This window comes from Pseudomonas sp. Bout1 (assembly GCF_034314165.1).
In the GTDB taxonomy this organism is placed as follows: Bacteria; Pseudomonadota; Gammaproteobacteria; order Pseudomonadales; family Pseudomonadaceae; genus Aquipseudomonas.
The window spans coordinates 3,334,169-3,356,718 of the sequence record NZ_JAVIWK010000001.1 but is presented as its reverse complement, the minus strand read 5'-3'; the positions used below and the strand labels follow the sequence as shown (position 1 = coordinate 3,356,718).

At 62.5% G+C, this 22,550-nt stretch carries 17 protein-coding genes and 1 pseudogene; 1 reads left to right on the top strand and 17 read right to left on the bottom strand.

The annotated features are described in order from the left end of the window. The 13 genes from RGV33_RS15680 to RGV33_RS15620 all read right to left on the bottom strand — a co-directional run bounded on the left by RGV33_RS15680 (position 1) and on the right by RGV33_RS15620 (position 14,001). The gene (locus RGV33_RS15680; RefSeq protein ID WP_322145055.1) at positions 1–633 is read right to left on the bottom strand and encodes a cytochrome c oxidase subunit 3; all 633 of its coding nucleotides are present in this window, start codon (positions 631–633) and stop codon (positions 1–3) included. Next, on the bottom strand, positions 620–2,218 hold the full coding sequence (locus tag RGV33_RS15675) for a cytochrome c oxidase subunit I (protein WP_322145054.1): 1,599 nt from the start codon (positions 2,216–2,218) through the stop codon (positions 620–622). Before RGV33_RS15675 ends, RGV33_RS15680 begins: the two co-directional genes overlap by 14 nt. Next, complete coding sequence (gene coxB, locus RGV33_RS15670; RefSeq protein WP_322145053.1) at positions 2,215–3,147, bottom strand: cytochrome c oxidase subunit II; 933 nt, start codon at positions 3,145–3,147, stop codon at positions 2,215–2,217. Before coxB ends, RGV33_RS15675 begins: the two co-directional genes overlap by 4 nt. Next, complete coding sequence (locus RGV33_RS15665; protein WP_322145052.1) at positions 3,144–3,941, bottom strand: SCO family protein; 798 nt, start codon at positions 3,939–3,941, stop codon at positions 3,144–3,146. The genes coxB and RGV33_RS15665 overlap by 4 nt, the downstream gene beginning before the upstream one ends. After that, positions 3,925–4,293 carry a hypothetical protein gene (locus RGV33_RS15660; protein ID WP_322145051.1) on the bottom strand — a complete coding sequence of 123 codons (369 nt, stop codon included), beginning with the start codon at positions 4,291–4,293 and terminating at the stop codon, positions 3,925–3,927. Before RGV33_RS15660 ends, RGV33_RS15665 begins: the two co-directional genes overlap by 17 nt. Continuing rightward, the gene (locus tag RGV33_RS15655) at positions 4,283–5,281 is read right to left on the bottom strand and encodes a hypothetical protein (protein ID WP_322145050.1); all 999 of its coding nucleotides are present in this window, start codon (positions 5,279–5,281) and stop codon (positions 4,283–4,285) included. The genes RGV33_RS15660 and RGV33_RS15655 overlap by 11 nt, the downstream gene beginning before the upstream one ends. Further along, entirely contained in the window at positions 5,278–5,811 is a 534-nt protein-coding gene (locus RGV33_RS15650; protein WP_322145049.1) for a cytochrome c, read from the bottom strand. The genes RGV33_RS15655 and RGV33_RS15650 overlap by 4 nt, the downstream gene beginning before the upstream one ends. Then, positions 5,808–6,332: a DUF3341 domain-containing protein gene (locus RGV33_RS15645; protein ID WP_322145048.1), complete on the bottom strand. Its 525-nt coding sequence runs from the start codon at positions 6,330–6,332 to the stop codon at positions 5,808–5,810. The genes RGV33_RS15650 and RGV33_RS15645 overlap by 4 nt, the downstream gene beginning before the upstream one ends. Beyond that, positions 6,325–7,689: an NrfD/PsrC family molybdoenzyme membrane anchor subunit gene (gene nrfD, locus RGV33_RS15640; protein ID WP_322145047.1), complete on the bottom strand. Its 1,365-nt coding sequence runs from the start codon at positions 7,687–7,689 to the stop codon at positions 6,325–6,327. The genes RGV33_RS15645 and nrfD overlap by 8 nt, the downstream gene beginning before the upstream one ends. Next, entirely contained in the window at positions 7,679–10,549 is a 2,871-nt protein-coding gene (locus RGV33_RS15635) for a TAT-variant-translocated molybdopterin oxidoreductase (RefSeq protein ID WP_322145046.1), read from the bottom strand. Before RGV33_RS15635 ends, nrfD begins: the two co-directional genes overlap by 11 nt. Beyond that, positions 10,546–11,202, bottom strand: a complete 657-nt coding sequence (locus RGV33_RS15630; RefSeq protein ID WP_322145045.1) for a cytochrome c3 family protein — start codon at positions 11,200–11,202, stop codon at positions 10,546–10,548. The genes RGV33_RS15635 and RGV33_RS15630 overlap by 4 nt, the downstream gene beginning before the upstream one ends. Positions 11,203–11,287: 85 nt before the next feature. Then, complete coding sequence (locus RGV33_RS15625) at positions 11,288–13,081, bottom strand: thiamine pyrophosphate-requiring protein (RefSeq protein ID WP_322145044.1); 1,794 nt, start codon at positions 13,079–13,081, stop codon at positions 11,288–11,290. Between the two features lie 62 nt (positions 13,082–13,143). After that, a complete protein-coding gene (locus RGV33_RS15620) occupies positions 13,144–14,001 on the bottom strand; it encodes an SDR family oxidoreductase (RefSeq protein ID WP_322145043.1) in 858 nt (285 codons plus the stop codon). A 296-nt stretch (positions 14,002–14,297) separates the two neighbouring features. Between RGV33_RS15620 and RGV33_RS15615 the strand changes: the two are divergent. Further along, positions 14,298–18,445, top strand: a pseudogene (locus tag RGV33_RS15615) (CheR family methyltransferase). A gap of 160 nt (positions 18,446–18,605) precedes the next feature. Here the strand turns inward: RGV33_RS15615 and RGV33_RS15610 are convergent. The 4 genes from RGV33_RS15610 to RGV33_RS15595 all read right to left on the bottom strand — a co-directional run bounded on the left by RGV33_RS15610 (position 18,606) and on the right by RGV33_RS15595 (position 22,453). Beyond that, the gene (locus RGV33_RS15610; RefSeq protein WP_322145042.1) at positions 18,606–18,845 is read right to left on the bottom strand and encodes a hypothetical protein; all 240 of its coding nucleotides are present in this window, start codon (positions 18,843–18,845) and stop codon (positions 18,606–18,608) included. 88 nt (positions 18,846–18,933) lie between these two features. Beyond that, entirely contained in the window at positions 18,934–20,067 is a 1,134-nt protein-coding gene (locus RGV33_RS15605; protein WP_322145041.1) for a carboxylate-amine ligase, read from the bottom strand. A 6-nt stretch (positions 20,068–20,073) separates the two neighbouring features. Beyond that, entirely contained in the window at positions 20,074–21,054 is a 981-nt protein-coding gene (locus RGV33_RS15600) for a class I SAM-dependent methyltransferase (protein WP_322145040.1), read from the bottom strand. A 19-nt stretch (positions 21,055–21,073) separates the two neighbouring features. Further along, positions 21,074–22,453 (bottom strand): iron-containing redox enzyme family protein, encoded by a 1,380-nt coding sequence (locus RGV33_RS15595; protein WP_322145039.1) that lies wholly within the window; start codon positions 22,451–22,453, stop codon positions 21,074–21,076. Positions 22,454–22,550: the final 97 nt, after the last annotated feature.

The window sequence follows — 22,550 nt, the reverse complement described above, 5'->3', positions numbered from 1 at the left end:
TCAACGCCCTACCAGGTAGAGGGTGGGGAACAACACAATCCAGATCCCATCGACCAAGTGCCAATACAGGCTGATCATTTCCAGCCGTGTGTCCGCCTGATGCTCCGCCAGCGTGCCGCGTCCCAGCGAACGATACAGCCACAGCGCCAGGCCGACGGCGACCAGCACATGCACGCCGTGCAACGCCGTGGCGATGAAATACAGGTTCATGAACAACTGCGCCGAGGGCACTTGCCAATGCGACGCCTGGGCGAAACCAGGCAACACGCCCTCTTGAATCTCCAGGCCATACTCAATGCCCTTGCAGCCCAGGAACAACACACTCAACAGTGCAGCGCCGAGCAGCCAGTGACGCACCCGGCGCGGCTCACCGGCGGCCATCGCCAGGGTCATCAGCAAGCTGCTGGTCAACAGCAGGAACGTATTGCCGGCCGCCAGCCAGTAATGCAGCCCCGCCACCGCCTCCGCCACCCCGTCCGGGTGCTGCAACCGCAGCAACCAGGCGACCATGATCAGGCTGCCGAACATCATTGCTTCGCTGGCCAGGAACAGCCACATGCCCAGGCGTGCGGCGTCGCGCTGCTGGGCCCAGGCCACGAACGGCTCGGAGGGCTTTTCGTCAGAGCGGATCACGACGCGCCTCGGGTGAATAGTCGTACGCTTCGAAATCCACCGTCACCGGTGCTTCGAAATTATGCACTGGCGGCGGTGATGCCACGCGCCACTCAAGCCCGGCAGCCTCCCAGGGATTGATGGGCGCCCGCTCGCCCCAACGCAACGAGCCAAGCAGGTAAAAGAACGGCAGCACGTAGGCCACGGCCAGGATCGACGCGCCGGCGGAGGACAACACATTGAGGAACTGAAAGTCCGGGTCATAGCTGTGATAACGCCTGGGCATGCCCAGGTAGCCGAGCAAAAACTGCGGGAAAAACGTCAGGTTGAAGCCGCAGAAAATCAGGATCGCGGTGATCTTGCCCCACAGCTGCGAGTACAGCCGGCCAGTGATTTTCGGCCACCAGAAATGCAGCGCGCCAAAGTACCCCGCCACCGCCGCCCCGACCATGATGTAGTGGAAATGCGCGACCACGAAATACGTGTCGTGCGCATGCAAATCTGCCGCGAGCAGCGCGAGAAACAGCCCGGTGACGCCACCGATGATGAACAAGCCGATAAAAGTCAGCGCGAACAGGAACGGCGCGTGCAGCGTCAGGTCACTTTTGTACAGCGTGGCGCTCCAGTTGTAGGCTTTGATCGCCGACGGAATCGACACCAGAAAACTCAACAGCGAGAACACCAGGCTGGCGTACATCGACTGCCCGGCCACAAACATGTGATGGCCCCATACCAGAAAGCCAATGACAGCAATCGCCACGCTCGACCAGGCGACAAAACGATAACCGAAAATACGCTTGTGCCCTGCCGCCGTGATCAGTTCGCTGACCACGCCCATGGCCGGCAAAATCATGATGTACACCGCCGGGTGGCTGTAGAACCAGAACAGGTGCTGGAAGAGCAGCGGGTCGCCGCCCAGTTTCGGGTCGAACACGCCAATATTGAACAGGTGCTCGGCGGCCACCAGCACCAGCGTGATCGCCAGCACCGGCGTGGCCAGTACCAGGATGATTGAGGTGGCGTACATCGACCAGATGAACAGCGGCAGGCGCATCCAGGTCATGCCCGGCGCGCGCAAGGTATGCACGGTGGCGATGATATTGACGCCGGTGAAGATCGACGAAAACCCGGCGATAAACACCCCGCAGATCACCGCGACCACATGGCCGTTGCTGAACATCGTCGACAACGGCGTGTAGAAGGTCCAGCCGGTATCGACCCCACCCAACAGCAGCGCGAGCAGGGTGAACAAACCACCGCCCAGCAACAGGTACCAACTGAACAGGTTCAGGCGCGGAAACGCCATGTCTTTGGCCCCGATCATGATCGGCACCAGAAAATTGCCGAACACGCTGGGAATCGAGGGAATCAGGAAAAACCAGACCATGATCACCCCATGCAGGGTAAACGCGCGGTTGTAACCATCGGCGGTGAGCAAGTCGCCTTCCGGGGTCACCAGTTCGATGCGGATCAGGCTCGCCGCCAGTCCGCCGGCAAAGAAAAAGAAGGTCACGGTGAGCATGTACAGCACCGCGATGCGCTTGTGGTCGCGGGTCAGGAACCACGAGCGCAGGCCTTGTTTATGCAGGTAGCTGGGTTGGCTCATTTGGGATCTCCAGGCAGTGTGCGCAGATAGGCCACCAGGCGCTGCACGGCCTCTTCGTCCAGCAGGTTGCTGTAGGTCGGCATGATCGGCAGGTAGCCGGCCACCAGTTGTTTTTGCGGCAACAGGATGCTGTCTCGCAGGTAGGCTTCATCGGCCTTCACCTGGCTGCCATCGGCCAGCTGTACCGTGCGATTGAACACCCCGGCCAGCGGCGGCGCGTTGCCCGAATCGTGGCAACTGCCGCAGCCGTATTGGCGGTACAGGGTTTCGCCCTGGCTGGCGAGGTCGGCGGCGCTGCCGTTTTCAGTCAGCCAGTGCTCGTAGTCGGCGGGGTCCAGCACCACCAGGCGTGCCAGCATGGCCGCATGGTCGGTGCCGCAGTATTCGGCGCAGTACACCTCGTAGGTGCCGCTGTGCTCGGCCTGGAACCACAGCATGCTGTAGCGTCCTGGTAGCACGTCCTGCTTGATGCGCAGGCTGGGGAAAAACAGGCTGTGGATCACGTCCTCGGAAATCATCGTCAACTTCACCGGGCGCCGGGCCGGCACGTGCAAGGTGTTGATCTCGCGCTGGCCGCCCTGGTGCTGGAATTTCCACATCCACTGCCGGGCGGTAACTTGCACTTCCAGCGCGTCATCCGGCGGCGTACGCGCGATGAAAAACAACCGCGCGGAAAACAGGAAGACCACCAGCGAGCCAATGAACGGCAGGATGATCCAGGCCAGTTCGATGGGCAGGTTGCTTTGCGGGCGGTGGTCACGGTCTGCCACGCGGCCGCGTCGATAGCGCCAGATAAACACCCACAGCGCCACGAAGACCGGCACCACAAACAGCGCCATCATGGCCGTGAAGCCAATCACCAGCCAATCCACCGACACCGCATAATCCGAGGCTTGCGCCGGCCACAGGCGCAGGAAATGTTCGCTCATGGCGCCCTCCGCCGTTCGCGGCGTACGGCCAGGCCGATAAACAGGCCCAGCACCAGCACCGTTGCGACGCCGGCCACCTGGAGCAGTAAGATAATCCGGCTGCTATAGGTGCCGCTTTGGGGGTCGTAGTGGTAGCACAGCAACAACAGCTGCTCCTTGATTGCGCCGAGCTTGCCCTGCCCGGCTTCGGTGAGCGCCAGGCGCAGGTCGCTGGCCTGGTAGCCCAGGCCATAGAGCCAGCGCGACAAGCGTCCGTCAGCGGTGACCACCGCCACCGCCGAACTGTGGGCGTATTGTTGTTGCTGCGGATCGAAGCGGTAACCGAACCCAATCGAGTCGGCCAGGGTCTGGCTGGCAGCCGCGTCGCCGGTCAGCAGGTGCAGGCCGGGCGCGTTGGCCAATGCCGGCCAGTGCTGGCTGAGCTTGGCCAGTTCTTCGCGGGCGGCGCCCACGTCCTCACGCGGGTCGAAGCTGAAGGCGATGACCTGGAAGTCCCGTCCCAGGCGGTAAGGCTGGTTCGCCAGTTGGCTGAACAAGGTCGAGAGCGCCGCACCACACACATTCGGGCAGCGGAAGTACAACGGCACCAGCAGCGTCGGTTGGCCGTTGAACAAATCGCCCAGGCGCACCGAGCCGCCGTGCTGATCGGTAAAGCGCGTGTCCAGGGCCAGGTGGCTGCCCACGCGGCTGCTGTCGATGCCAGCGGCGGTAAACGGGTCGAAGCCCTGGGCCATGACCGGTTGCAACACCAGGCACGCCAGCAGCGCCAGAACGGGTTTAATGCCCACGGCCATCGTCCTCTGATGCGGGCCAGCCTCGCTCCAGCATCAACTGCCGAGCGTGCGCCAAGGGCAGATGCACGATGTGATGCTCGCGGTCGACCCAGCCAAAGCTGTCCAGGTGCACGCGCTGGCGGGCGAGTTGTGCTTCGCCGGCCTGCCTGGGGTTGGCTTGCAAGCGCGGCTCGGGCGGCAGCAGACGCTGGCTTTCCAGTTCGCTCAAGGGTGGCTGTCGCGCATGCTGGCGATAGCCACTCAACAGCCAAGCCACGCCACCCAATGCCAGCGCGACCGCCACGAACAACAGCAGGATCACGCGCCAGGCTTTTTTGCCGTCAAAACTGTTGGGTTGGTAATCAGGTGTCATGGCGCCTCCTTTGCCATTGCCGGCGCCACCACATGAACAGGCCCGCCGCGTAGACGCCCTGGCAAAGCACGGCGGTCAGCACGGCGCCGGCGCCTGCTTCAGGGAATATCGACGGCAGGCTGATCCAGATGGACTCCAGCGCCCCCAACAGCAGGATCGCCACGCAACCCCACATCAACACCCACATCCGCGCGCCCCACGGCGACGCAAGCACCAGCAGACACGCCAGTTGCCCAAGCATCAACAACGCGGTCAACACGCCCCACAACCCGGCTTCCCGCAGGCGATACCAGAGCGTTTCATGCTCCAGGTTCACCGACCAGATAATCAGGTACTGCATGAAGTGCACATACACCCAAAACCCCAGGGCACTTACCAACAGGCCACGCAATACGACGCACTGCCGGGCCGGCAACAGCACCACGTTCCAGCACATCACACAGAGCCCGGCAAACGCCAGGCCATCGAGCAAGTGCCGGGCAATCAACAACAGGCCGAAAATGCTGGAGACAAACCCCGGCTGCAGCGACATCAGCCAGTCCACCGCCGCCAGGCTGGCCGTCAACCCGTAGAGGATCAGCCCCGCGGCGTTGTGCCGACCGGCCCAGCGCAGCACCCGCCAAGCCAGCCCGGCATACAGCAAGGTGCGCAGCACAAAAAACCACGGTGACAACCAGAGTCCGCGAAAACCCTGGGTCTCCTGGCCGTACCACGGGTACACCCACGCCATTGCCAGCAGCACCGGCAGCAGCATCGGCACCATCAGGATCACCGCGCTCGCGCCCAGGCGGCTGCCCGGTTCCAGCAGCGGTTGCCAGCGCCCGCTGACCAAGGGCGTCAGCACGGCGAGCAGCACGCAGCCCAGCGCGATGCTGGTGCCATTCACTGCCGCCGCCAGTGCGCCCGCGCCGACCCAGGCTGGCTGCCACAGGGCAAACAGCGCGAGCCCGAGGGCTGCGATGGCGACCAGCAGTGGTAGGCGTTTCATTGCGCTCGCGCCTCGAACGCCTGGCGCAGCGGCGCCGGCAGGCTGTCGAGGTCGGCATGCTGGCTCAATTGCAACAGGCGCAGATGGGCGACAATGGCCCAGCGCTCCTGCGGCTGGATGCGCGATTCGTAGCCATACATCAAGCCTTGCCCATGGGCGATGACGTGCATCAGTTGGTCATCGGTTGCGTTCAACAGCCGAGGCTCGATGAATGATGGCGGCGCCGGAAAACCGCGACCGACCACCAAGCCATCGCCGAGCCCGCTCAGGCCATGGCAGGGTGTACAAAAGGTTTGATAGCCAGCCTCGCCCCGGGCAAGCAATGCCGCACTCAGCGCCGGGCGCTGCTGCACGCTTGCCTCGCGCTGCAACTGCCCGCGCGCCACGCTGCCCGCCGGTGGCTGACGGCTGCTGAGGCCGTCGGCGAACAACGCACCCGCGCGCTGCTCCAGCACCTTGGCCTGGCGCGACATATCATCGCAGCCACTGCACAGCAACGCCAGGCACAGCGCCCACGGCCAGCGACTCACGGTTGCACCGCCTGCACGCTGAGCGCGTGTTCGGCCAGCCAGGCACGGGTGTTTTCAAGGTCGAACAGTGGGTCACGCGCGTCGATAAACAGGAAGAACCCGTCATCACTGGCGGCGTCGAACCCTTCTGCAGCAAATAACGGATGGTGCAGGCGTGGCAGGCGGATGCACATCAACCAGGTCAGCACCGCCGCCACGCCAGCAAACACCACCGCGAACAAGAACGTCACCACCCACAGCTGCGGCAACGCAATCAACGGACGCCCGCCAACGTTCAGTGGATAGGCCCACACCGAGCCAATCTGCATCAACAGTGCCAGCCCGGCGCCCACTGCAGCGCCGACACACGCCATGCGTGGCACGCGGTTGGACCTGGCCGCCAATACCGGCTCCAAGACTTCCAGCGCAAACGGCGCAAACGCGTCCAGGCGTCGATAGCCGAGGTCCCAGGCGCGCAACCCCGCCTCTACCAGCGGTTGGGGTGCGGAAAAACGCGCGAGCAGCCCCAGGCAGTCAGCCATCGCTGCGCTCCTGATGCAGCGCCTGCTTGACCTCGAACGCCGAGACCATCGGCAGGTAGCGCAGGAACAGGCTGTAGGGCACCAGAAATACGCCGAAGCTGCCAATAAACAGCGACCAGTCCCACAGCGTTGGCGAATAGTCGCCCCAACTCGACACCAGCAGGTCGCGGGTCTGGGGCGGGATTAGCAACATGAAACGTTCGGCCCACATGCCCACCAGCACCGCCAACGCGACCAGGGCCAGGCGTCTCGGTTGCTGTCGCACTTGGGGCCACCACAATGCTTGGAGCACGCCGACATTGCAGACAATGGCCAGCCAGAAACTCCAGGCATGCGGGCCATTGATGCGCGTGAGCAGCACCTCGATTTCATGTGCATCGCCGCTGTAGAACGGCATGAACAGATCCGCCAGGTAACCGTAGGCCGTCAGCCAACCGGTGGCCAGCAGCAAGCGGCCGAGCATGTCCAGATGGCGCGCGGTAATCAGGCTTTCGATGCACAGCATCCAGCGCACGCCAATCGCCAGCAACGCCACCAGCGCAAACCCGGAAAACACCGCGCCGGCGACGAAATACGCTGGGAATAACGTTGAATGCCAGCCACTCTGGGGGCCCATGGTCATCAGGAACGAGTAACCGCTGGAGACCGCAAACACCAGCGGTATTGCCAGGATCGCCAGCACCCGCGTGGTGCGTCGCCATAACGCCCAGTGCCGTTGCGAACCGCGCCAACCGAGCGCGAGCAGGCCATACAGAACTTGCCGCAACGGCGTCCTGGCGCGGTCACGGGCGGTGGCGAAATCCGGTATGGCGCCCACCAGCAGGAACAACACCGACACCGTCAGGTACGACAGGATCGCAAACATGTCCCACGCGGTGGGGCTCTTGAATTGCGGCCATAGCCCCATTTCATTCGGGTACGGCATGGTCCAGTAGAACAGCCAGGGACGGCCCAGGTGCAGGATCGGGTACAGCGCGGCGCAGATCACCGCCATCAGCGTCATCAATTCGGCCAGGCGATTGAGGGTATGCCGCCAGGGCCGTTCGATCAGCAGCAGCAACGCTGAAATAAACGTGCCGGCGTGGCCGATGCCCAGCCACCAGATGTAATTGAGAATGCCAAAGCCCCACTGCACCGGCTGGTTATTGCCCCACATACCCACGCCCTTGGCCAACAACACCGCGACTGAGGCGAGGTAGACCAGCAACAGCACGATGCCGGCTCCGAACATCCAGCGCCAGGCCACGCGCCGCGGGAACTGTTGCAGCGGCCCGAACACCTGGCGCGACACCTGCTGGTCACTCAAGGCCTGCGGCAAAAAATGCGCGGTGTCGTGCAGCAATGGCTCAGTGCTCATCGGCCGCGCCCTCCTCTTCGATCCGCGCCAGATAGCTGGTGCGCGGTCGCGTGCCGAGGGCTTCGAGCAGGCGGTAATGGCGTGGGTCCCGGCGTGCCTGGCTGACGGCGCTCGCCGGGTCGGCGATGTCGCCAAAACGGATGGCCTGGCTGGGGCACGTCTGTTGGCAGGCGGTGACCACGCCTGAGGTGTCGAAGTCGCCACCTTGCTGCTTGTCGTCAATCCGCGCACTGCTGATGCGCTGGATGCAGTAGGTACATTTTTCCATGACGCCCCGGGCGCGCACCGTCACCTCGGGGTTGCGCTGGGCCTGGAGCGACGGCGCCGCATCGGCGCTGTAGTCCAGCCAATTGAAGCGGCGGACTTTGTACGGGCAATAGGAGGCACACGTGCGCGTGCCGATGCAGCGGTTGTAGACCATCTGATTCAAACCATCGCGACTGTGTACCGTGGCATTGACCGGGCAGCCGGTTTCGCAGGGCGCCTGTTCGCAATGCATGCACGGCAACGGCTGGAAGCGTGAGCGCGGTGCCTCCAGCGGGCCCTGGTAGTAGTGATCGATGCGCAGCCAGTGCAGGCTGCGGCCTTGGGCAACCTGGTCGGCGCCGACCACCGCGATGTTGTTCTCGGCCTGGCAGGCGACGACACAGGCGTTGCAGCCAGTGCACAGGTCCAGGTCGATGACCATGCCCCACTGCGGGCCACTGTCGGCGGCCGGGCTGTAGAGCGACACCGGAATCGATTGGGTGGGCAGTTGCGGCGCATCGCGCGCGACTACGCGGATGGGTGGGTCTTCATCGCCGGGAAGGTGGTGATGGGCCTGCGTGGCGGCCAACCGATAACGCTCGCCCGTGGCACGCAGGGTCGCGCCGACGGAAAGCTGTTCCAGCGGCCTGACGGCGTAGCCGAGGTGGTTACCGACACGCCCGGCGCGGGTTCGGCCATAACCGGTGTACAGGGCGATGACCTCGTCGGCCTGCCCCGGCTCGATCCACACGGGCCCGCGCACAGTCTGGTTGGCCAGGGTTACTTCAACGCCGTCACCATTGCCAAGGCCCAACTGCTCAGCCTGGCGCGGCGAAAGCCCGATCACGTTGCTCCAGGTGAGGGTACTGATCGGCTTGGGCAGTTCCTGCAGCCATCCACAATTGGCGAAACGCCCGTCCCATACCGTCGGGTCTGGGCGGATGACCGCCTGCAGGCCGTCGATGTCGGTCAATGCGGGAGTTGCCGCTGTCGCGTCGGCGACTTCTATGGGCGGCGCAGCCGGTTCGATCCAGCCGTCCGCCAAAGCCTGGCGCCATTGAGCCTCGGGGATAGGCGCCCACGTGGCGCGCACCAGTTGCAGGGCATCAACCTCGGCGGCGTTGAGCAGCATGTCGACCACCTGATGCAACGTACGGGTCGCGTACATCGGTTCGATCAGCGGCTGCACGATGCAGGCGCTGCCGTCTGCGGCGCGGGCGTCACTCCAGCCATCCAGCGCATGGTTGAGTGGCAGGTGCCAGTGGCATTCGGCAGCGCTTTCGTCGTAATAGAGCCCGGCGTGCAGGCGGAACGGCACCTGCTGCAGGTCGCGCGCAAGCTGTGAAGTCTGCAGCGGGTTGCAATCAAGCATGAGCAAGTGAGTGACGCGCCCCGCTGTCAGCTCGCGATTCAGTTGATCCAGCGAATCCCAACGGCGTTGCGGCGCATAACCCAGCAGGCTCGGCACCTGCCAGTCCGGATGGCCGAGACGCTGGTTCAGGTGCATGACCTGCGCCTGCAGCGCCTCGGGCGCCTGAGGGCTGACGCCGATGAACCCTCGGCCTGGATGCGCCTTGAGCGCGGCGGCGGCCGCGTCAACCCAATGCTGCTGCGCTGCCGTCATGCGCGGCGTGGCCGAAAGCGTTTCGCCCAAGGCTTGGCTCAAGGCCAGCAACAGGTCCGGCAGGCGTGATGGCGCGATCGGCAGGCGTGCCGTGGCGGCTGCGCCGGTGAGGGTTGGAATGCTTTCAGCCACGAACGCCAATGCGGCGCCCTCGCCTTTGGCCGCCCGCCGCCGCCGCTCGGCCCAGCCGCGCTGCAACGCCGTCTGGTGGGGACCGCTGCCCAACGGATCGTATTCCAGGCACACCAGCACGTCAGCCTGTTCCAAGTGCACGCGCGGGCTCACCGGCTGGCCGAACACCCGTTCGCTGCTGTGCAGGGCGACGGTCTCGTTGAATGCCTCAGCGTGGTACAGCCTCGCCTCGGGCCAGCGTTCTTGCAGTTGATCGAGCTGTCGCCCGAGGGTCGGCGAACTGCTGGCGCCGCAGGCGATGTGCAGGCCTTTGCCGTGGACGCCATCCAGCGCCTGTTGCATGCCCGACAGCGCCGCAAGCACGTGCGACCAACTGGTTTCGCGGCCTTTGAAGCGCGGCGCCTGGGAGCGGTCGGGGTCATAGAGTTGCAGGATTGCAGCCTGGGTGAACGCATCACAAGTGCCGCCGGACATCGGGTGTTCAGGGTTGCCTTCCAGCTTGATCGGGCGTCCGGCGACAGTCTTGCCCAACACCGGCTGAGCGACGCCGCAAAAGGGTATGGCGGTCGCATACCAGGCGGCGACACCCGGTGTCAGTGAAACCGGTTGGTTAACCGCCGTAACGGCCTGTTCCGGGGTTTTGCCGCACGCGGCCAGCCCGGCCATGGCGAGGCTGGCCGCCATCAGTTGCAGGAAGCTTCGGCGGTCCATCAACGGTGCCGCTCCCGGAAACTCCGCTTCCATCAGCGCTTGGGTCTCGGGGGACGCCGCCAGGGCCTCAAGCCCGCGCCAATAGGCCTGGCCCTTGAGCCCGGCCAGTTGCCCGCGCAAGGCGGTGAAATCCAGTGGCGCGCTCATCGGTGGCACGTCCCGCAGTCGGTCAGACCTCGGATATCAATAGGGTGCGCCTTCATAAGACGCTCACCCAGAGCGCGGCGATCCTCATCGGTACGCCACTGCATGTTCGTTACCTGATCTACCGGCCGCAGGTGCGGTGCTGGGTCCCGGTGACAGGCCAGGCACTGGCCCATATTCAGAGGTTGGGCCTTGAACATCAGTTGCATACGGTCGACCTGGCCGTGACATTCGCTACAGCCAACACCAGCGTTTACATGCACGCCGTGATGGAAGTATACGTAGTCCGGCAGCTCGACCACGCGCTGCCAGTGCATCGGCTCATGCTCGCGCAGGCTCTTGCGCAACGGCGCCAGCACGTCGGCGTTTTTCCAGACCTGGGAATGACAGCTCATACAGGTTTCGGTGGGCGGCAGGCTGGCGATAGCCGAGGACTGCACCGCGCTGTGGCAGTAGCGACAGTCAATCTTCAGCTCGCCCGCGTGGTGGGCATGACTGAAGGGCAAGGGCTGTTCGACCACCCAATTACGCCCGGTGCGGTAGTCGGTGCCCTCCAGGGTCAATGCCACAAGCAAGCCTCCCGAGAGGCCGACGATCAGCAGCAGCAGTCCCACGCGCAACCAGGTGTCGGCCGAGCGCCTGAAAATCTGCGTCATCGCCGGATTCTCATGTCCATGTCCTTACAGCTATGGCTGCGCGGGTGCGCAGGAGTTCGTTATTTTTGTTATCGGCGCGGGCTGTCTATGGCTTCGCGCGCCCCGGCAAGACACTCGCCAGCACTTGCTTGGCAGTTTGCACAATCACCCCGGCCTCATCCGGATCGCCCTGGAGCAGCGTGGAAGCAAATTTCTTCGCTTGTTCCAGCTTGATATGCGGTGGCAGCGGCGGCACGTTGGGGTCGGTCTTGAACTCGATCAACACCGGCACATCAGAGGCGAGCGCTTGCTCCCAGGCCGACGCGACGTCTTCTTCGCGCTCGACGAAGATACCCTTGAGCCCCAGCGAGATCGCAAACAGGTGGTACGGCACGTCGGGGATGTTCTGCGAAGCCTCGAACTTGGGATCGCCTTCCATCACCCGTTGCTCCCAGGTGACCTGGTTCAAGTCCTCGTTGTTGAAGACTGCGCAGATCCATTTCGGGCTCTGCCACTGCCGCCAGTATTTGGCGACGGTGATCAACTCGGCCATGTTGTTCATTTGCATCGCGCCATCGCCTACCAGCGCGATCACCGTTTGCTGCGGATGGGCGAATTTGGCCGCAATCGCATAGGGCACGGCGGCGCCCATCGACGCCAGGCCGCCGGACAGCGAACACTGCATGCCCCGGCGGATCTTCAGATCACGCGCATACCAGTTGGCGCAGGAGCCGGAGTCGCTGGTGATAATCGCGTGGTCGGGCAAGCGCGGCGAAAGTTCGTATACCACGCGCTGGGGGTTGATCGGCTTGGCCTTGGCCAGGGCGCGTTTCTCCAGGGTTTTCTCCCAGCTTGCGCGCCAGCCTTCGATCTTTTTGCGCCAGGTACGCGTGGTCTTGTGTTCCAGCAGCGGCAGCAGTGCGGATAGGGTTTCGGCCGCATCGCCGAGCAGGTTCACCTCCATCGGGTAGCGCAGGCTCAGCATGTCGGGTTGCAGGTCAATCTGCACGCCGCGCGCCTGGCCTTCCTTGGGCAGGAACTCGGAATAGGGAAAACCCGAGCCGATCATCAACAAGGTGTCGCATTCGGTCATCAACTTGTAGCTGGGTTCGGTGCCGAGCAGGCCGATGCTGCCGGTCACCCACGGCAAGTCATCGGGCAACACCGCCTTGCCGAGCAACGCCTTGGCGACGCCTGCGCCCAATGCTTCGGCCACGGCGATCACCTGATCAGTCGCCGCCAGTGCCCCGGCGCCGACCAGAATTGCAACCTTTTTGCCGGCATTGAGTACGTCCGCCGCGCGCTGCAGGTCGGCGTCATAGGGCACTACCTTGGGTTTGCTGTAGCCCACTCCGGAATGCACCGTGCCATGGGCCCTGGCGGGAGGCTCGTAGGCAGCTTCCTGCAAGTCGTTGGGCAAAATGATCGCAGTGACCCGACGCTCGCCGACGGCGGTGCGTACCGCACGGTCAATCAGGTGGCGCACCTGCGACGGCACCGAGGCCTGTTGCACAAAGGCGCCGGCCACGTCCTTGAACATCGAGACCAGGTCCAGCTCTTGCTGGTAATGGCCGCCCAGCGCTGCCCGGGCTTGTTGCCCGACAATGGCCAGCACCGGCATGTGGTCCATACGCGCGTCATACAGTCCAGTGATCAAATGCGACGCACCCGGCCCGGAGGTGGCAATGCATACCCCAAGCTCGCCAGTAAATTTAGCGTGGGCCGAAGCCATGAACGCGGCCATTTCTTCGTGACGGGCCTGGATGAACTCGATTTTGCCGTTGGCGCGACTCAAGGCACCAAACACGCCGTTGATGCCGTCACCCGGATAACCAAAAATCCGCGTGACGCCCCACTGGGCAAGCCGTTCAACCAGAAAGTCACCTACTGTCGTTGTCATTGGAACCCTCGCTTAAAGCAGGTCGAATGAAAACCGGCGCAACACGTTGCGCCGGCCATGCGTCAGAGAATCGGCTTACCGCCCGTCACGCCGTAGCGTTCGCCGGAGATGTAACTGCCCTCATCGGATGCCAGCAGTACATAAATCGGCGCCACTTCGACCGGTTGGCCTGGGCGACCCAGGGGCGTATTGCCACCGAAATTCTTCACTGACTCTTCAGGCATCGTCGACACGATCAGAGGTGTCCAGATAGGCCCCGGCGCGACGCTGTTGACGCGGATCCCGCGCTTGCCGAGCAACTGCGCCAGGCCTGCCGTGAAATTGGCGATGGCGCCCTTGGTGGCTGCGTAACACAACAGGGTCGGGTTGGGCGCATCAGAGTTGACCGAGCTGGTGTTAATGATCGAACTGCCCTCGGCCATATGGGGCAGCGCAGCCTTGCAGATCCGAAACATGGCGGTGACGTTGACGTCGAAAGTCTTCACCCATTCCTCGTCAGAAATTTCCTCCAGGGTTTCGTGGGTCATCTGAAAGGCTGCGTTGTTGACCAGAATGTCTATGCGGCCGAAGGCTTCTACCGTGTCATTCACGATGGCCGCGCAGTGCGGCTGGCGGCTCAAATCACCCGGCAAAAGCACGCACTGGCGGCCGGCCGCTTCGACCCAGCGCGCGGTTTCCTTGGCGTCCTCGTGCTCGTCCAGGTAGGAGATTGCTACGTCCGCACCTTCACGTGCGAAGGCAATGGCGACGGCTCGGCCGATGCCGCTGTCGGCACCGGTGATCAAGGCGATTTTGTTCGCCAACCGGCCTGAACCCTTATAGGTTTTTTCACCACAATCGGGTTGCGGGTCCATCCGGTATTGCGCGCCGGGCACCGTTTGCTGTTGGGGTTTGAACGGTGGTTTTGGGTAGTTGCTCATCGGAGGTCCTCCTTCGTTTGCCTATCCTTGCGAGGACTCACCGCAGGCAATAGTTCAGACGAAATTGCAAAATCCGGATTAGCGTTGCGGTGGTGAGGTACCACCCGTCGATCTGAGTAAACCTTCGCCAGTATTTGCAGCTCAACCGAATGGTGAGGGTTGATCGAGCGACGTTAAAACGTTCTATGGCAGGCCGTTTATGAGCTATATTCCGCACTCCCTCCCATCCTCACCCCGTCTGAATCGAGACCGTGTGATAACGGTTTTTTAGCGCGCTGTTAATCAAGGTTTTCCTAATGAAGTCTGCCCCACCGCGGTCCCCGAATGTTCCGCAACGCAAGGACCTTACGCCCAGCAACCTGAGCTTTCCGGTCGTGGGCATTGGGGCATCGGCGGGCGGGTTGCAGGCGGTCAAGGCATTCTTCGAACACATGCCCAAAGACTGCGGCATGGCCTTCGTGGTGATTCTGCACCTGTCCCCCGACCATCAAAGCGTGGCCGACAAAATCATCCAGGAATCGACCCGGATGCCGGTCACCCAGGTTACCGACACCACGCCGATCGAAAAAAACCACGTTTACGTCATCTCCCCCGCCCAACATTTGGCGATGAATGATGGCTACCTGGCGGTAACGCCTTCCGTGCGCGAAGGCGGCTCGCACATTGCGATCGACCTGTTTTTCCGCGACCTGGCGGACACTCACAAGGAGCGTGCATTTTGCGTGATCCTTTCCGGCACCGGCTCCGATGGCGCAGTGGGGTTGTCGCGCATCAAGGAACAAGGCGGAGTGACCCTGGTACAGACGCCGGAAGACGCCGAGTTCGACGGCATGCCGCTGGCCGCCATTGAAACGCAGATGGTCGACCTGATGCTGCCGGTGGTGGAAATGCCGCAGAAACTGCTCGAACTGTGGCGTAACGCTCAATCGATCATCCTGCCCACGGCCAATGACCCCGAGATCCGCACCACTGCGCCCGCGACCGAACGGGATGTTGCCGTAGCCGAACAGCTGCTGCTGGACATCCTGATCCAGTTGCGCGCCAGCACCGGCCACGACTTCAAGCACTACAAGCGGGCCACGGTGTTGCGCCGCATTGAGCGGCGCCTGCAGGTGACCGCCCAACCGGACCTGGCCAGCTACTACAATTTTCTGCAGGCACACCCCGAGGAAACCAAGGCGCTGCTCGGCGACATGCTGATCGGCGTCACCAACTTCTTTCGCGACCGCGAGGCGTTTGAAGCGCTGGAGCGCGATGTGATTCCCAACCTGGTGAAATCACTCGAAGACAGCGTCCCGCATCGCGAGGAAGTGCGTATCTGGTCGGCCGGTTGTTCGACCGGCGAAGAAGCTTACAGCTTGGCGATGCTGGTCGCCGAGCAACTGGTGCTGGACGCCAGCGGGGCAAAGATGCAGGTGTTCGCCACCGATATCGACGAGCGCGCGATCAGCCATGGCCGCAATGGCGTGTACCCCGAAGCAATCATCACCGACGTGCCGCCCACGCGCCTGCGTCAGTATTTCTCCAAGGAGAAAAACCAGCACTATCGCGTGCGCAAGGAAATTCGTGAAAAGGTGTTGTTTGCCAAGCACAGCCTGATGGCCGATCCGCCGTTCTCGCAGATCGACCTGATCGTGTGCCGCAACCTGCTGATCTACCTGGACCGGGAAGTGCAACGGGACATCCTGCAGATGTTCCATTTCGCCTTGCGCCCCGGCGGCTATCTGTTCCTCGGTTCGTCGGAATCAGCCGACGGCTGCCTTGATCTGTTTGTGCCGGTGGACAAGCGCAACCGCATCTTTCGTGTGCGTGCCGGTTCGACCTCAATGCGCCGCGCGCCCACCATGCCGCGCGGTGGCTACTTGCGTCCCAACATCCTGCCGGTCACCGCTGAAATCAAGGCGCCGACGAAGCTATCGTTCGCCGAAATTCACATGCGCGCGTTGGAAAAAGCTGCGCCACCCAGCGTCATCGTCGATGTACACGCCGATATCTTGCACATCAGCGAAGGGGCCGGTCGCTTCCTGCGCTACGTAGCAGGGGAAATGACGCGCAATTTGCTCGCGCTGGTGCACCCCGACCTGCGCCTGGATATTCGCACGACGCTGTTTCAGGTGCAGCAGTCCAACCTGCCGGTCACCTCGCGCAAAGTGCAAATGGAGCGTGGCCAGGAATTGTTCACGGTGGACATCACTGCCCTTCCCTACCGGGATGATGCCACCGAAAGCGATTTTGTCCTGGTGATATTCAAAGAAACCCAGGTCGACTCGCAGCAATCGGGCGAGTCCACCGTCAACTTCGTCGAAAACCAGATGATGAGCAATCTGGAACGTGAGCTGCAGCGTACAAAGTTGCACCTGCAGGACACCATTGAGCAATCGGAAGTCTCCAGCGAGGAACTCAAGGCCTCCAACGAAGAGATGCAGGCGGTCAACGAAGAGTTGCGTTCGGCCACTGAAGAGCTGGAGACCAGCAAGGAAGAGTTGCAGTCAATCAACGAAGAACTGCTGACGGTCAACTACGAACTCAAGACCAAGGTTGAAGAAACCGACAAGGTCAACGACTACCTGACCAACTTGATTGCGTCCACCGACATCGCCACCGTGTTCGTCGACCGCAATATGCGCATCCGCTGGTTCACTCCACGTGCGACCGATATTTTCAGCATGCTGCCGGTCGACACCGGGCGCTCCTTGACGGATATCACCCACCGCCTCAACTACCCGGAAATGGCCAGCGACGCGACAAATGTCTTTGAATCATTGAGCATGATCGAGCGCGAAATCAGCAGCAAGGACGAGCGTTGGTACATCGCGCGTCTACTGCCTTACCGCTCCAGCGAAGACCATATTGACGGAACCGTGTTGACCTTTATCGACATCACCAAACGTCGCCTGGCGGAGGAAGAGCTCAGGCTGGGCGAGGAGCGCATGCGCCTGGTGGCCGAAAGCACCCATGACTTTGCCATCATCATCCTGGACGACCATGGGGCTATCACCGACTGGAACACCGGCGCGGAACTTATCTTCGGTTACACCAAAGACGAAGTGCTGGGCGCTTACTACGACCTGATCTTCTCCCCGGAGGACCGCACCGACGGCGTGCCGGAAAATGAACTGCGCGCGGCCCGCGAGCATGGCCGGGGTGAAGACGAGCGCTGGCATGTGCGCAAGGACGGCAGCCGGTTCTATTGCAGTGGTGAAGTCACCCAACTCAAGAGCGACAGCCTGCGCGGCTACGTCAAGATCGCCCGGGACCTCACCGGCCATAAACGCATTCATGACGAGCAGCATAAGCGGCTGATGGAAACCCAGACCAATAGCCATCTCAAGGACGAGTTTTTCGCGGTGATGTCTCACGAGCTTAAACACCCGCTGAACCTGATCCAGCTCAACGCCGAATTGCTGCGCCGCCTTCCGGCCACCAAGTCGGCGGGCCCGGCGATCAAGGCCGTTGATACGATCTGCGAGGCCGTTTCCAGCCAGGCACGGATTATTGACGACCTGTTGGACGTGGCACGGGTGCGAACCGGCAAGCTCAAGCTGAAGAAACAGCCTGTCGATCTGGCCAAGACGCTTCAGGACATCTACAACGTGGTGCTCATCGATGGCCACCATTGCCAGGTGACGCTGGATATTTCCCTCGCGCCGCAGGCGACGCTGCTCGTCGATGCCGACCCTACGCGGCTTGAGCAGGTGATTTGGAACCTGGTCAACAACGCACTGAAATTCACCCCGGACGATGGCCGCGTCCAGTTGATACTGAGCCGCGTGGATGGGCATGCGCAGCTGGACGTCATCGACAGCGGCATTGGGCTGGCCGAGGAAAGCCTGGATAAGATTTTCGACCTGTTCAGCCAAGCGGAAAACCAGCACCAGACGCACCAGCGCGAAGGCCTGGGAATCGGCCTGTCACTGGTACGCCAGTTGGTGGAGGCTCACGGTGGTCATGTGAGCGTGCACTCCAAGGGGCTGGGCTTTGGCTGCGCGTTCTCGGTGCTGTTGCCCCTGAGCGAGCAGCAAGACGATTTACCGGTCATCCCGGAAACCTCAGATGAGGATAACCGTCTCGGCGGACTGACAGTCCTGCTGGTCGACGACTCCGAAGACGTGCTGCTCGTGCTGCAGATGCTGCTTGAAATGGAAGGTGCCGACGTGAAGGCCTTCGGCGATCCGCGACTGGCACTTGAAGCCGCGAACACCAGCCGGTATGACCTGATCATTTCGGACATCGGCATGCCGGCCATGGACGGCCATGAGTTGATGAAAAACCTTCGCAAGCTGGATCACTTGCAGGCCACGCCATCCATTGCACTTACCGGCTATGGCGCCGCAAGCGATCAGAAAAAACCGCCGCCTCCGGCTTTAATCATCATGTCAGCAAGCCGGTGGCTCATGAGTCGCTGATTGAATTGATCAATAGTTTGCGCAGCGCGCGCGATTAAGGACAGGCGCTCACGTTATCGTTGCTGGCGCCGCGCCAGCAACGAATACAGTTTATTGGCACTTTCCTGCAGCGCATCTTCAACCCGCTGATCAGGATAGATTTTTCGGCAGATAGGGCAGCACGGGGCATACCCTATCGATACCGTATGCGCACGGCATTCAATCCTCACCGTCGTAATCCGGCCCGGGCACGATGTCGATGCCGGGGGTGCCGTTCGGCGGAGGCTGCGTGCCTTCGAGCGTGCCTCGACGGTGTTGCGGGTCATCGGGATGATCCCAGTCGGTCGTGGCGTTCGGGTCTTCATCACGTCCTGCGGTGCCGACAGCGAAACCGTCGTCATTGGGCTCTTGAGATTTTTTTACCGGGGCGGCCTCGGTGTTGGACGGGTCATGTTTCATGGCGAAATTCTCCCATTTACCGGGTATGGATCTGTTTCGAGTCGCCTGTGAGAGTCAAGTGCAACGCAAAGGACGAATGGCATGTAGGTCAACTCGCCGGAACCACCTGTCCCTCCCGGCTCTCCGCCAACAGCCCGTCTACCACGGCCGGCCAGCGTTCCTCGGCCGGCGCCGCGCTGGCTTCATACCAAGCTGACTGGCGTTGCGCGCTGGTGCCATCGCGCAGTATTTGCCGGGCCTTAATAAACACGCCCTCCTCGCCCAGCGCTCGGGCAGTGGCGCCAAAGCGTTGCTCTGCCAATGTCAGCCATTGTTCAAGCGACAGCACCGGCGTCTCGGGCGCAAGCACAAAGCGCCCCTGGTGCCCCCAACGCCTGGCCTGATGCCGGTTTTCCTTGAGCAGCCAGTGGCACTCGACACTGTATTGACTGCCAGGCGCCGGTAACAGGCAGGCATATTTGACCATCACCCGGAACAGCCCGGCCAAGGCCAGCGCGTCGCTCAAACGCGGGCACGCGTCAGTCATGCGCAACTCCAGCGTCGGGTAGCTCAAAGAGGGTCGGCAACCCCACCAGATATTGGCGTCGCTGGCCACCGCGCCGGTTTGTTTGAGTAAGCCCAAGTAGTGCTCGAAACCGGGCTCATCCAGCAGGTATTCGGGGATGCCCATACGCGGCCACTCGTCACACACCACTTGTCGATAGCTGCAATAGCCACTGGGTTGGCCCTGCCACAACGGCGATGAAACACTCAGGGCCAGCAGCATCGGCAACCAGGGCAATACCTCGTTCATCACCGCGATGCGATCGACACCTGCCGGGATCTCTGCGTGAACGTGCAGACCGTTGAGCACGCTACGCTGCGCGACGATTCGGAACTCATCGAACAACCGCTGGAAATGCGCCTGCGGGGTAGCCCGTTGCGCCTGCCAACCAGCCATTGGGTGCGCGCCGCTGCTGATAAACCCTAGCCCGTGTTCGGCCAATGCCTGGTCCAGTTCCCGGCGCACGCGGCCAAGGTAGGTGGCAGCGTCTACGGCATCGTCAAACACCGGCGATGCCACTTCGACCTGGCCCTGGAACATCTCATAGGAAAAGCCCTCGCCAATGGCCTCGCGACAGGCTGCCAACACCCGCGCCGACGGCTCGGCAAGCAGGCGTCGGCTGCGCAGATCGATGATGAAATATTCTTCTTCAATGCCAAAGCGCTGTCCGCGGTCCATGGCCACTCAGCTCAGGCGGGTAACGGTCAGCGCCACCGCGGCAATGCGCTCGACCCGCTCGTAGCCGGGCTTTTCCAACTCTTCGCCGAACACGTCGGGGTCCAGTTCGCGGTAGGTCCAGCCAAAGGCGTCGCTGCTCAACACGGCACGGGCGGCCTCAAGAAACGCATCGCGACCGTCGACCATCGCCACGCCGGTGTAGAGCAACAAGGTGCCGTCGCGCGCCAGGCGCGGCAACGCTTCACGCAGAATGCGCAACGACAGCGCTTCACCCAGTTCGCCGCCGCCATGGCGGTAGGCCCGCTGTTGACCGTCCTTCATGTAGGGCGGGTTGGCGAGGATCAGATCAAAGCAGCCGTCGACGCTGTCGAGTACGTCGCTGTGGTACACGCTGACGTTCGGCGTCTCGGCCAGTTCGGCATTGACCGCGCTCAGGCGCAGCGCCCTGGGGTTGATGTCCACCGCCAGCACCTCAGCGTCATGCCGTGCGCGCGCCACCAGTAAGGCGCCGGCGCCCGAGCCACAGCCGATGTCCACGGCGCGGCGGATCGGCGCAAAGCGCTCGCGCAGGCAGTCATCAATGACGCCGGCAAAACGGTAGGTGTCGGGGCCGAAAAACACCGAGTCCGCGTCCTCGGTTGGAAACGCCGAATGCGCCAACAGCAACGGGCCCAGGGTCGACCAGCGTACCGTGCTGTGCCAGCGCCCGTGCGCCTTGACGACAATGCCAGCTTCTTGCAGCTCCCGCCATTCGGCAGGCTCGAACACCTGCGCATCAAAGGGTCGCGACCAACCGAAGATCCCGCGCATGTCGCTGGCCGGCGCATTAGCCAAACGGGCTATGACCCGTTGGTGGGTCAGCGGCGTGGGCGTGATAAAGCGATAGTCATCCGCCTGCAAGCGGCGGCCCAGGTGCAGCAGCGCACGGTCGGCACGGGATTGGGCCGATGAAATGGGCGGCGATGAGTACAGCAGCGAATCAACCATGGGCGCATTCCTTTGTCAGTCAGCGCAGGCCTGCGCGCAGTTGAATAAAACGCCGAGTGGCGAACAAGCCGGCGGGGCGATGATGACGGTCAGGGCGCAGCCACGGTAACAACAGGGCTAACTGCTGCTCGCCGTTGTGCGACGCCAGTGCCTCTTGGAGTGCATGCATTTCGGGGTCGTCGGCGGTGCTTGCTTTCGCGTCTCGCGACACGGGCGCCGCCGGGCGTGGGCGCGCAATACGTCTTGCATCGCGCCAATCCCCAGCGATCCAGTCGCGCAGCAATTGTTTTTCATAGCCACTGAACACGCCGAACATGGCGGCCCCCGCGCCGTCGATCAATTGCCAGAAACGGCTGTCTTCAGGGGCCTGATGTCGCTTGATCCAGCCCTTGTCCTGCAGGGCTTGCAGGAAATCGCGAACCTGCCCCGGTTGCGACAGCCACTGATTGACAGTCTTGCCTTCAAAGCGGCAGTAATCGGAATGCATGTGCTGGCCGAACGGGCGCTTGCGCTCAAGCATTGCGACCAGTTCGTGTTCCAGGTCAAACGCCTTAATGACGGCCGTGGAGCCAACGCCAAGGTCGTTCAGCTGGTAACCGCGGCGCACCCGTTGCCAATACTCGGTCGCGTCCATACCTTGGGGCATCAACGCCAGAACCGCTTGCACCGCGCGGCGGGCGTGGCCGCTGCTGGCGTTGTCGATGGTCACATGAAGGCTGAAATAATAGGGGTCGATGCCCAGCTCCGTGAGCTCGTAGGCGCAGATGAGCAGGTGCAGCGGCAGTTGTTCATAACCCAGGTTATAGCCGACGATTTCCGGCATGTACCCTTGGGCGCTGTGGCCCAGCGCCAACTGGATGGCGCCTTGGTGGAAGTGCTGATCTTGCCAGTCGAAATCGCCGTCGCAACCTTGCTCGGCCAACAGGCGCTGGTAAATCGCGACATGGTTCTGTGCCGACTCGCCGTCGCCGAGCTCTTCCAGGTAGGTGGTCAAAAGCCCGTCGTAGCGATAATCCTGCCAGTGCGCAAGCACCCCGTAGAGCCAGGCACCGTCGACGTGTTTGGTCGGCGCCACGCATTGCAGGAAGTACAGGGCGTGAGCTTTATTTTGGAAATAGCGGCGGTCGTCGCCTTGCTGTCGACCTTGCAGGTAATGCGCGTATTCCTGGGCAACTGCCGTGCAATTGTGTTCAACCCACTCCATCAGTTGATGAGGCGACGCGGGCAACGGCGCGTCTTCAGCGGGCCCGACGAGTTCCAACTGCGCCTGCAGGAAATCCGCCGCCCGCTGCGCAGATGTGGCGTCCCAATCGGCAAGCAAAGATTGGTACTGAATGCGCAAAGCACCCTCATGCAGCCACTGGCTGGACGGACTTTTCAGGGTTTGAAGGACAGTCATGAAAGGCTCCTTGGGTGGCGGACCAGGCACATCCGCCAGCCGCCACCGGCAGGTAAGTACACGCCGAGTGCAACGGGACAAAACAGGAAGGCTATGT

What these genes read in the sequence shown, in the direction of transcription:
- RGV33_RS15600 (WP_322145040.1), bottom strand. Translation starts at nt 21,054, where the DNA reads ATGGTTGATTCGCTGCTGTACTCATCGCCGCCCATTTCATCGGCCCAA.
- RGV33_RS15635 (WP_322145046.1), bottom strand. Translation starts at nt 10,549, where the DNA reads ATGAGCGCGCCACTGGATTTCACCGCCTTGCGCGGGCAACTGGCCGGG.
- RGV33_RS15655 (WP_322145050.1), bottom strand. Translation starts at nt 5,281, where the DNA reads ATGAAACGCCTACCACTGCTGGTCGCCATCGCAGCCCTCGGGCTCGCG.
- nrfD (WP_322145047.1), bottom strand. Translation starts at nt 7,689, where the DNA reads ATGAGCACTGAGCCATTGCTGCACGACACCGCGCATTTTTTGCCGCAG.
- RGV33_RS15665 (WP_322145052.1), bottom strand. Translation starts at nt 3,941, where the DNA reads ATGGCCGTGGGCATTAAACCCGTTCTGGCGCTGCTGGCGTGCCTGGTG.
- RGV33_RS15660 (WP_322145051.1), bottom strand. Translation starts at nt 4,293, where the DNA reads ATGACACCTGATTACCAACCCAACAGTTTTGACGGCAAAAAAGCCTGG.
- RGV33_RS15605 (WP_322145041.1), bottom strand. Translation starts at nt 20,067, where the DNA reads ATGGACCGCGGACAGCGCTTTGGCATTGAAGAAGAATATTTCATCATC.
- RGV33_RS15595 (WP_322145039.1), bottom strand. Translation starts at nt 22,453, where the DNA reads ATGACTGTCCTTCAAACCCTGAAAAGTCCGTCCAGCCAGTGGCTGCAT.
- RGV33_RS15625 (WP_322145044.1), bottom strand. Translation starts at nt 13,081, where the DNA reads ATGACAACGACAGTAGGTGACTTTCTGGTTGAACGGCTTGCCCAGTGG.
- coxB (WP_322145053.1), bottom strand. Translation starts at nt 3,147, where the DNA reads ATGAGCGAACATTTCCTGCGCCTGTGGCCGGCGCAAGCCTCGGATTAT.
- RGV33_RS15645 (WP_322145048.1), bottom strand. Translation starts at nt 6,332, where the DNA reads ATGGCTGACTGCCTGGGGCTGCTCGCGCGTTTTTCCGCACCCCAACCG.
- RGV33_RS15620 (WP_322145043.1), bottom strand. Translation starts at nt 14,001, where the DNA reads ATGAGCAACTACCCAAAACCACCGTTCAAACCCCAACAGCAAACGGTG.
- RGV33_RS15610 (WP_322145042.1), bottom strand. Translation starts at nt 18,845, where the DNA reads ATGAAACATGACCCGTCCAACACCGAGGCCGCCCCGGTAAAAAAATCT.
- RGV33_RS15675 (WP_322145054.1), bottom strand. Translation starts at nt 2,218, where the DNA reads ATGAGCCAACCCAGCTACCTGCATAAACAAGGCCTGCGCTCGTGGTTC.
- RGV33_RS15630 (WP_322145045.1), bottom strand. Translation starts at nt 11,202, where the DNA reads ATGACGCAGATTTTCAGGCGCTCGGCCGACACCTGGTTGCGCGTGGGA.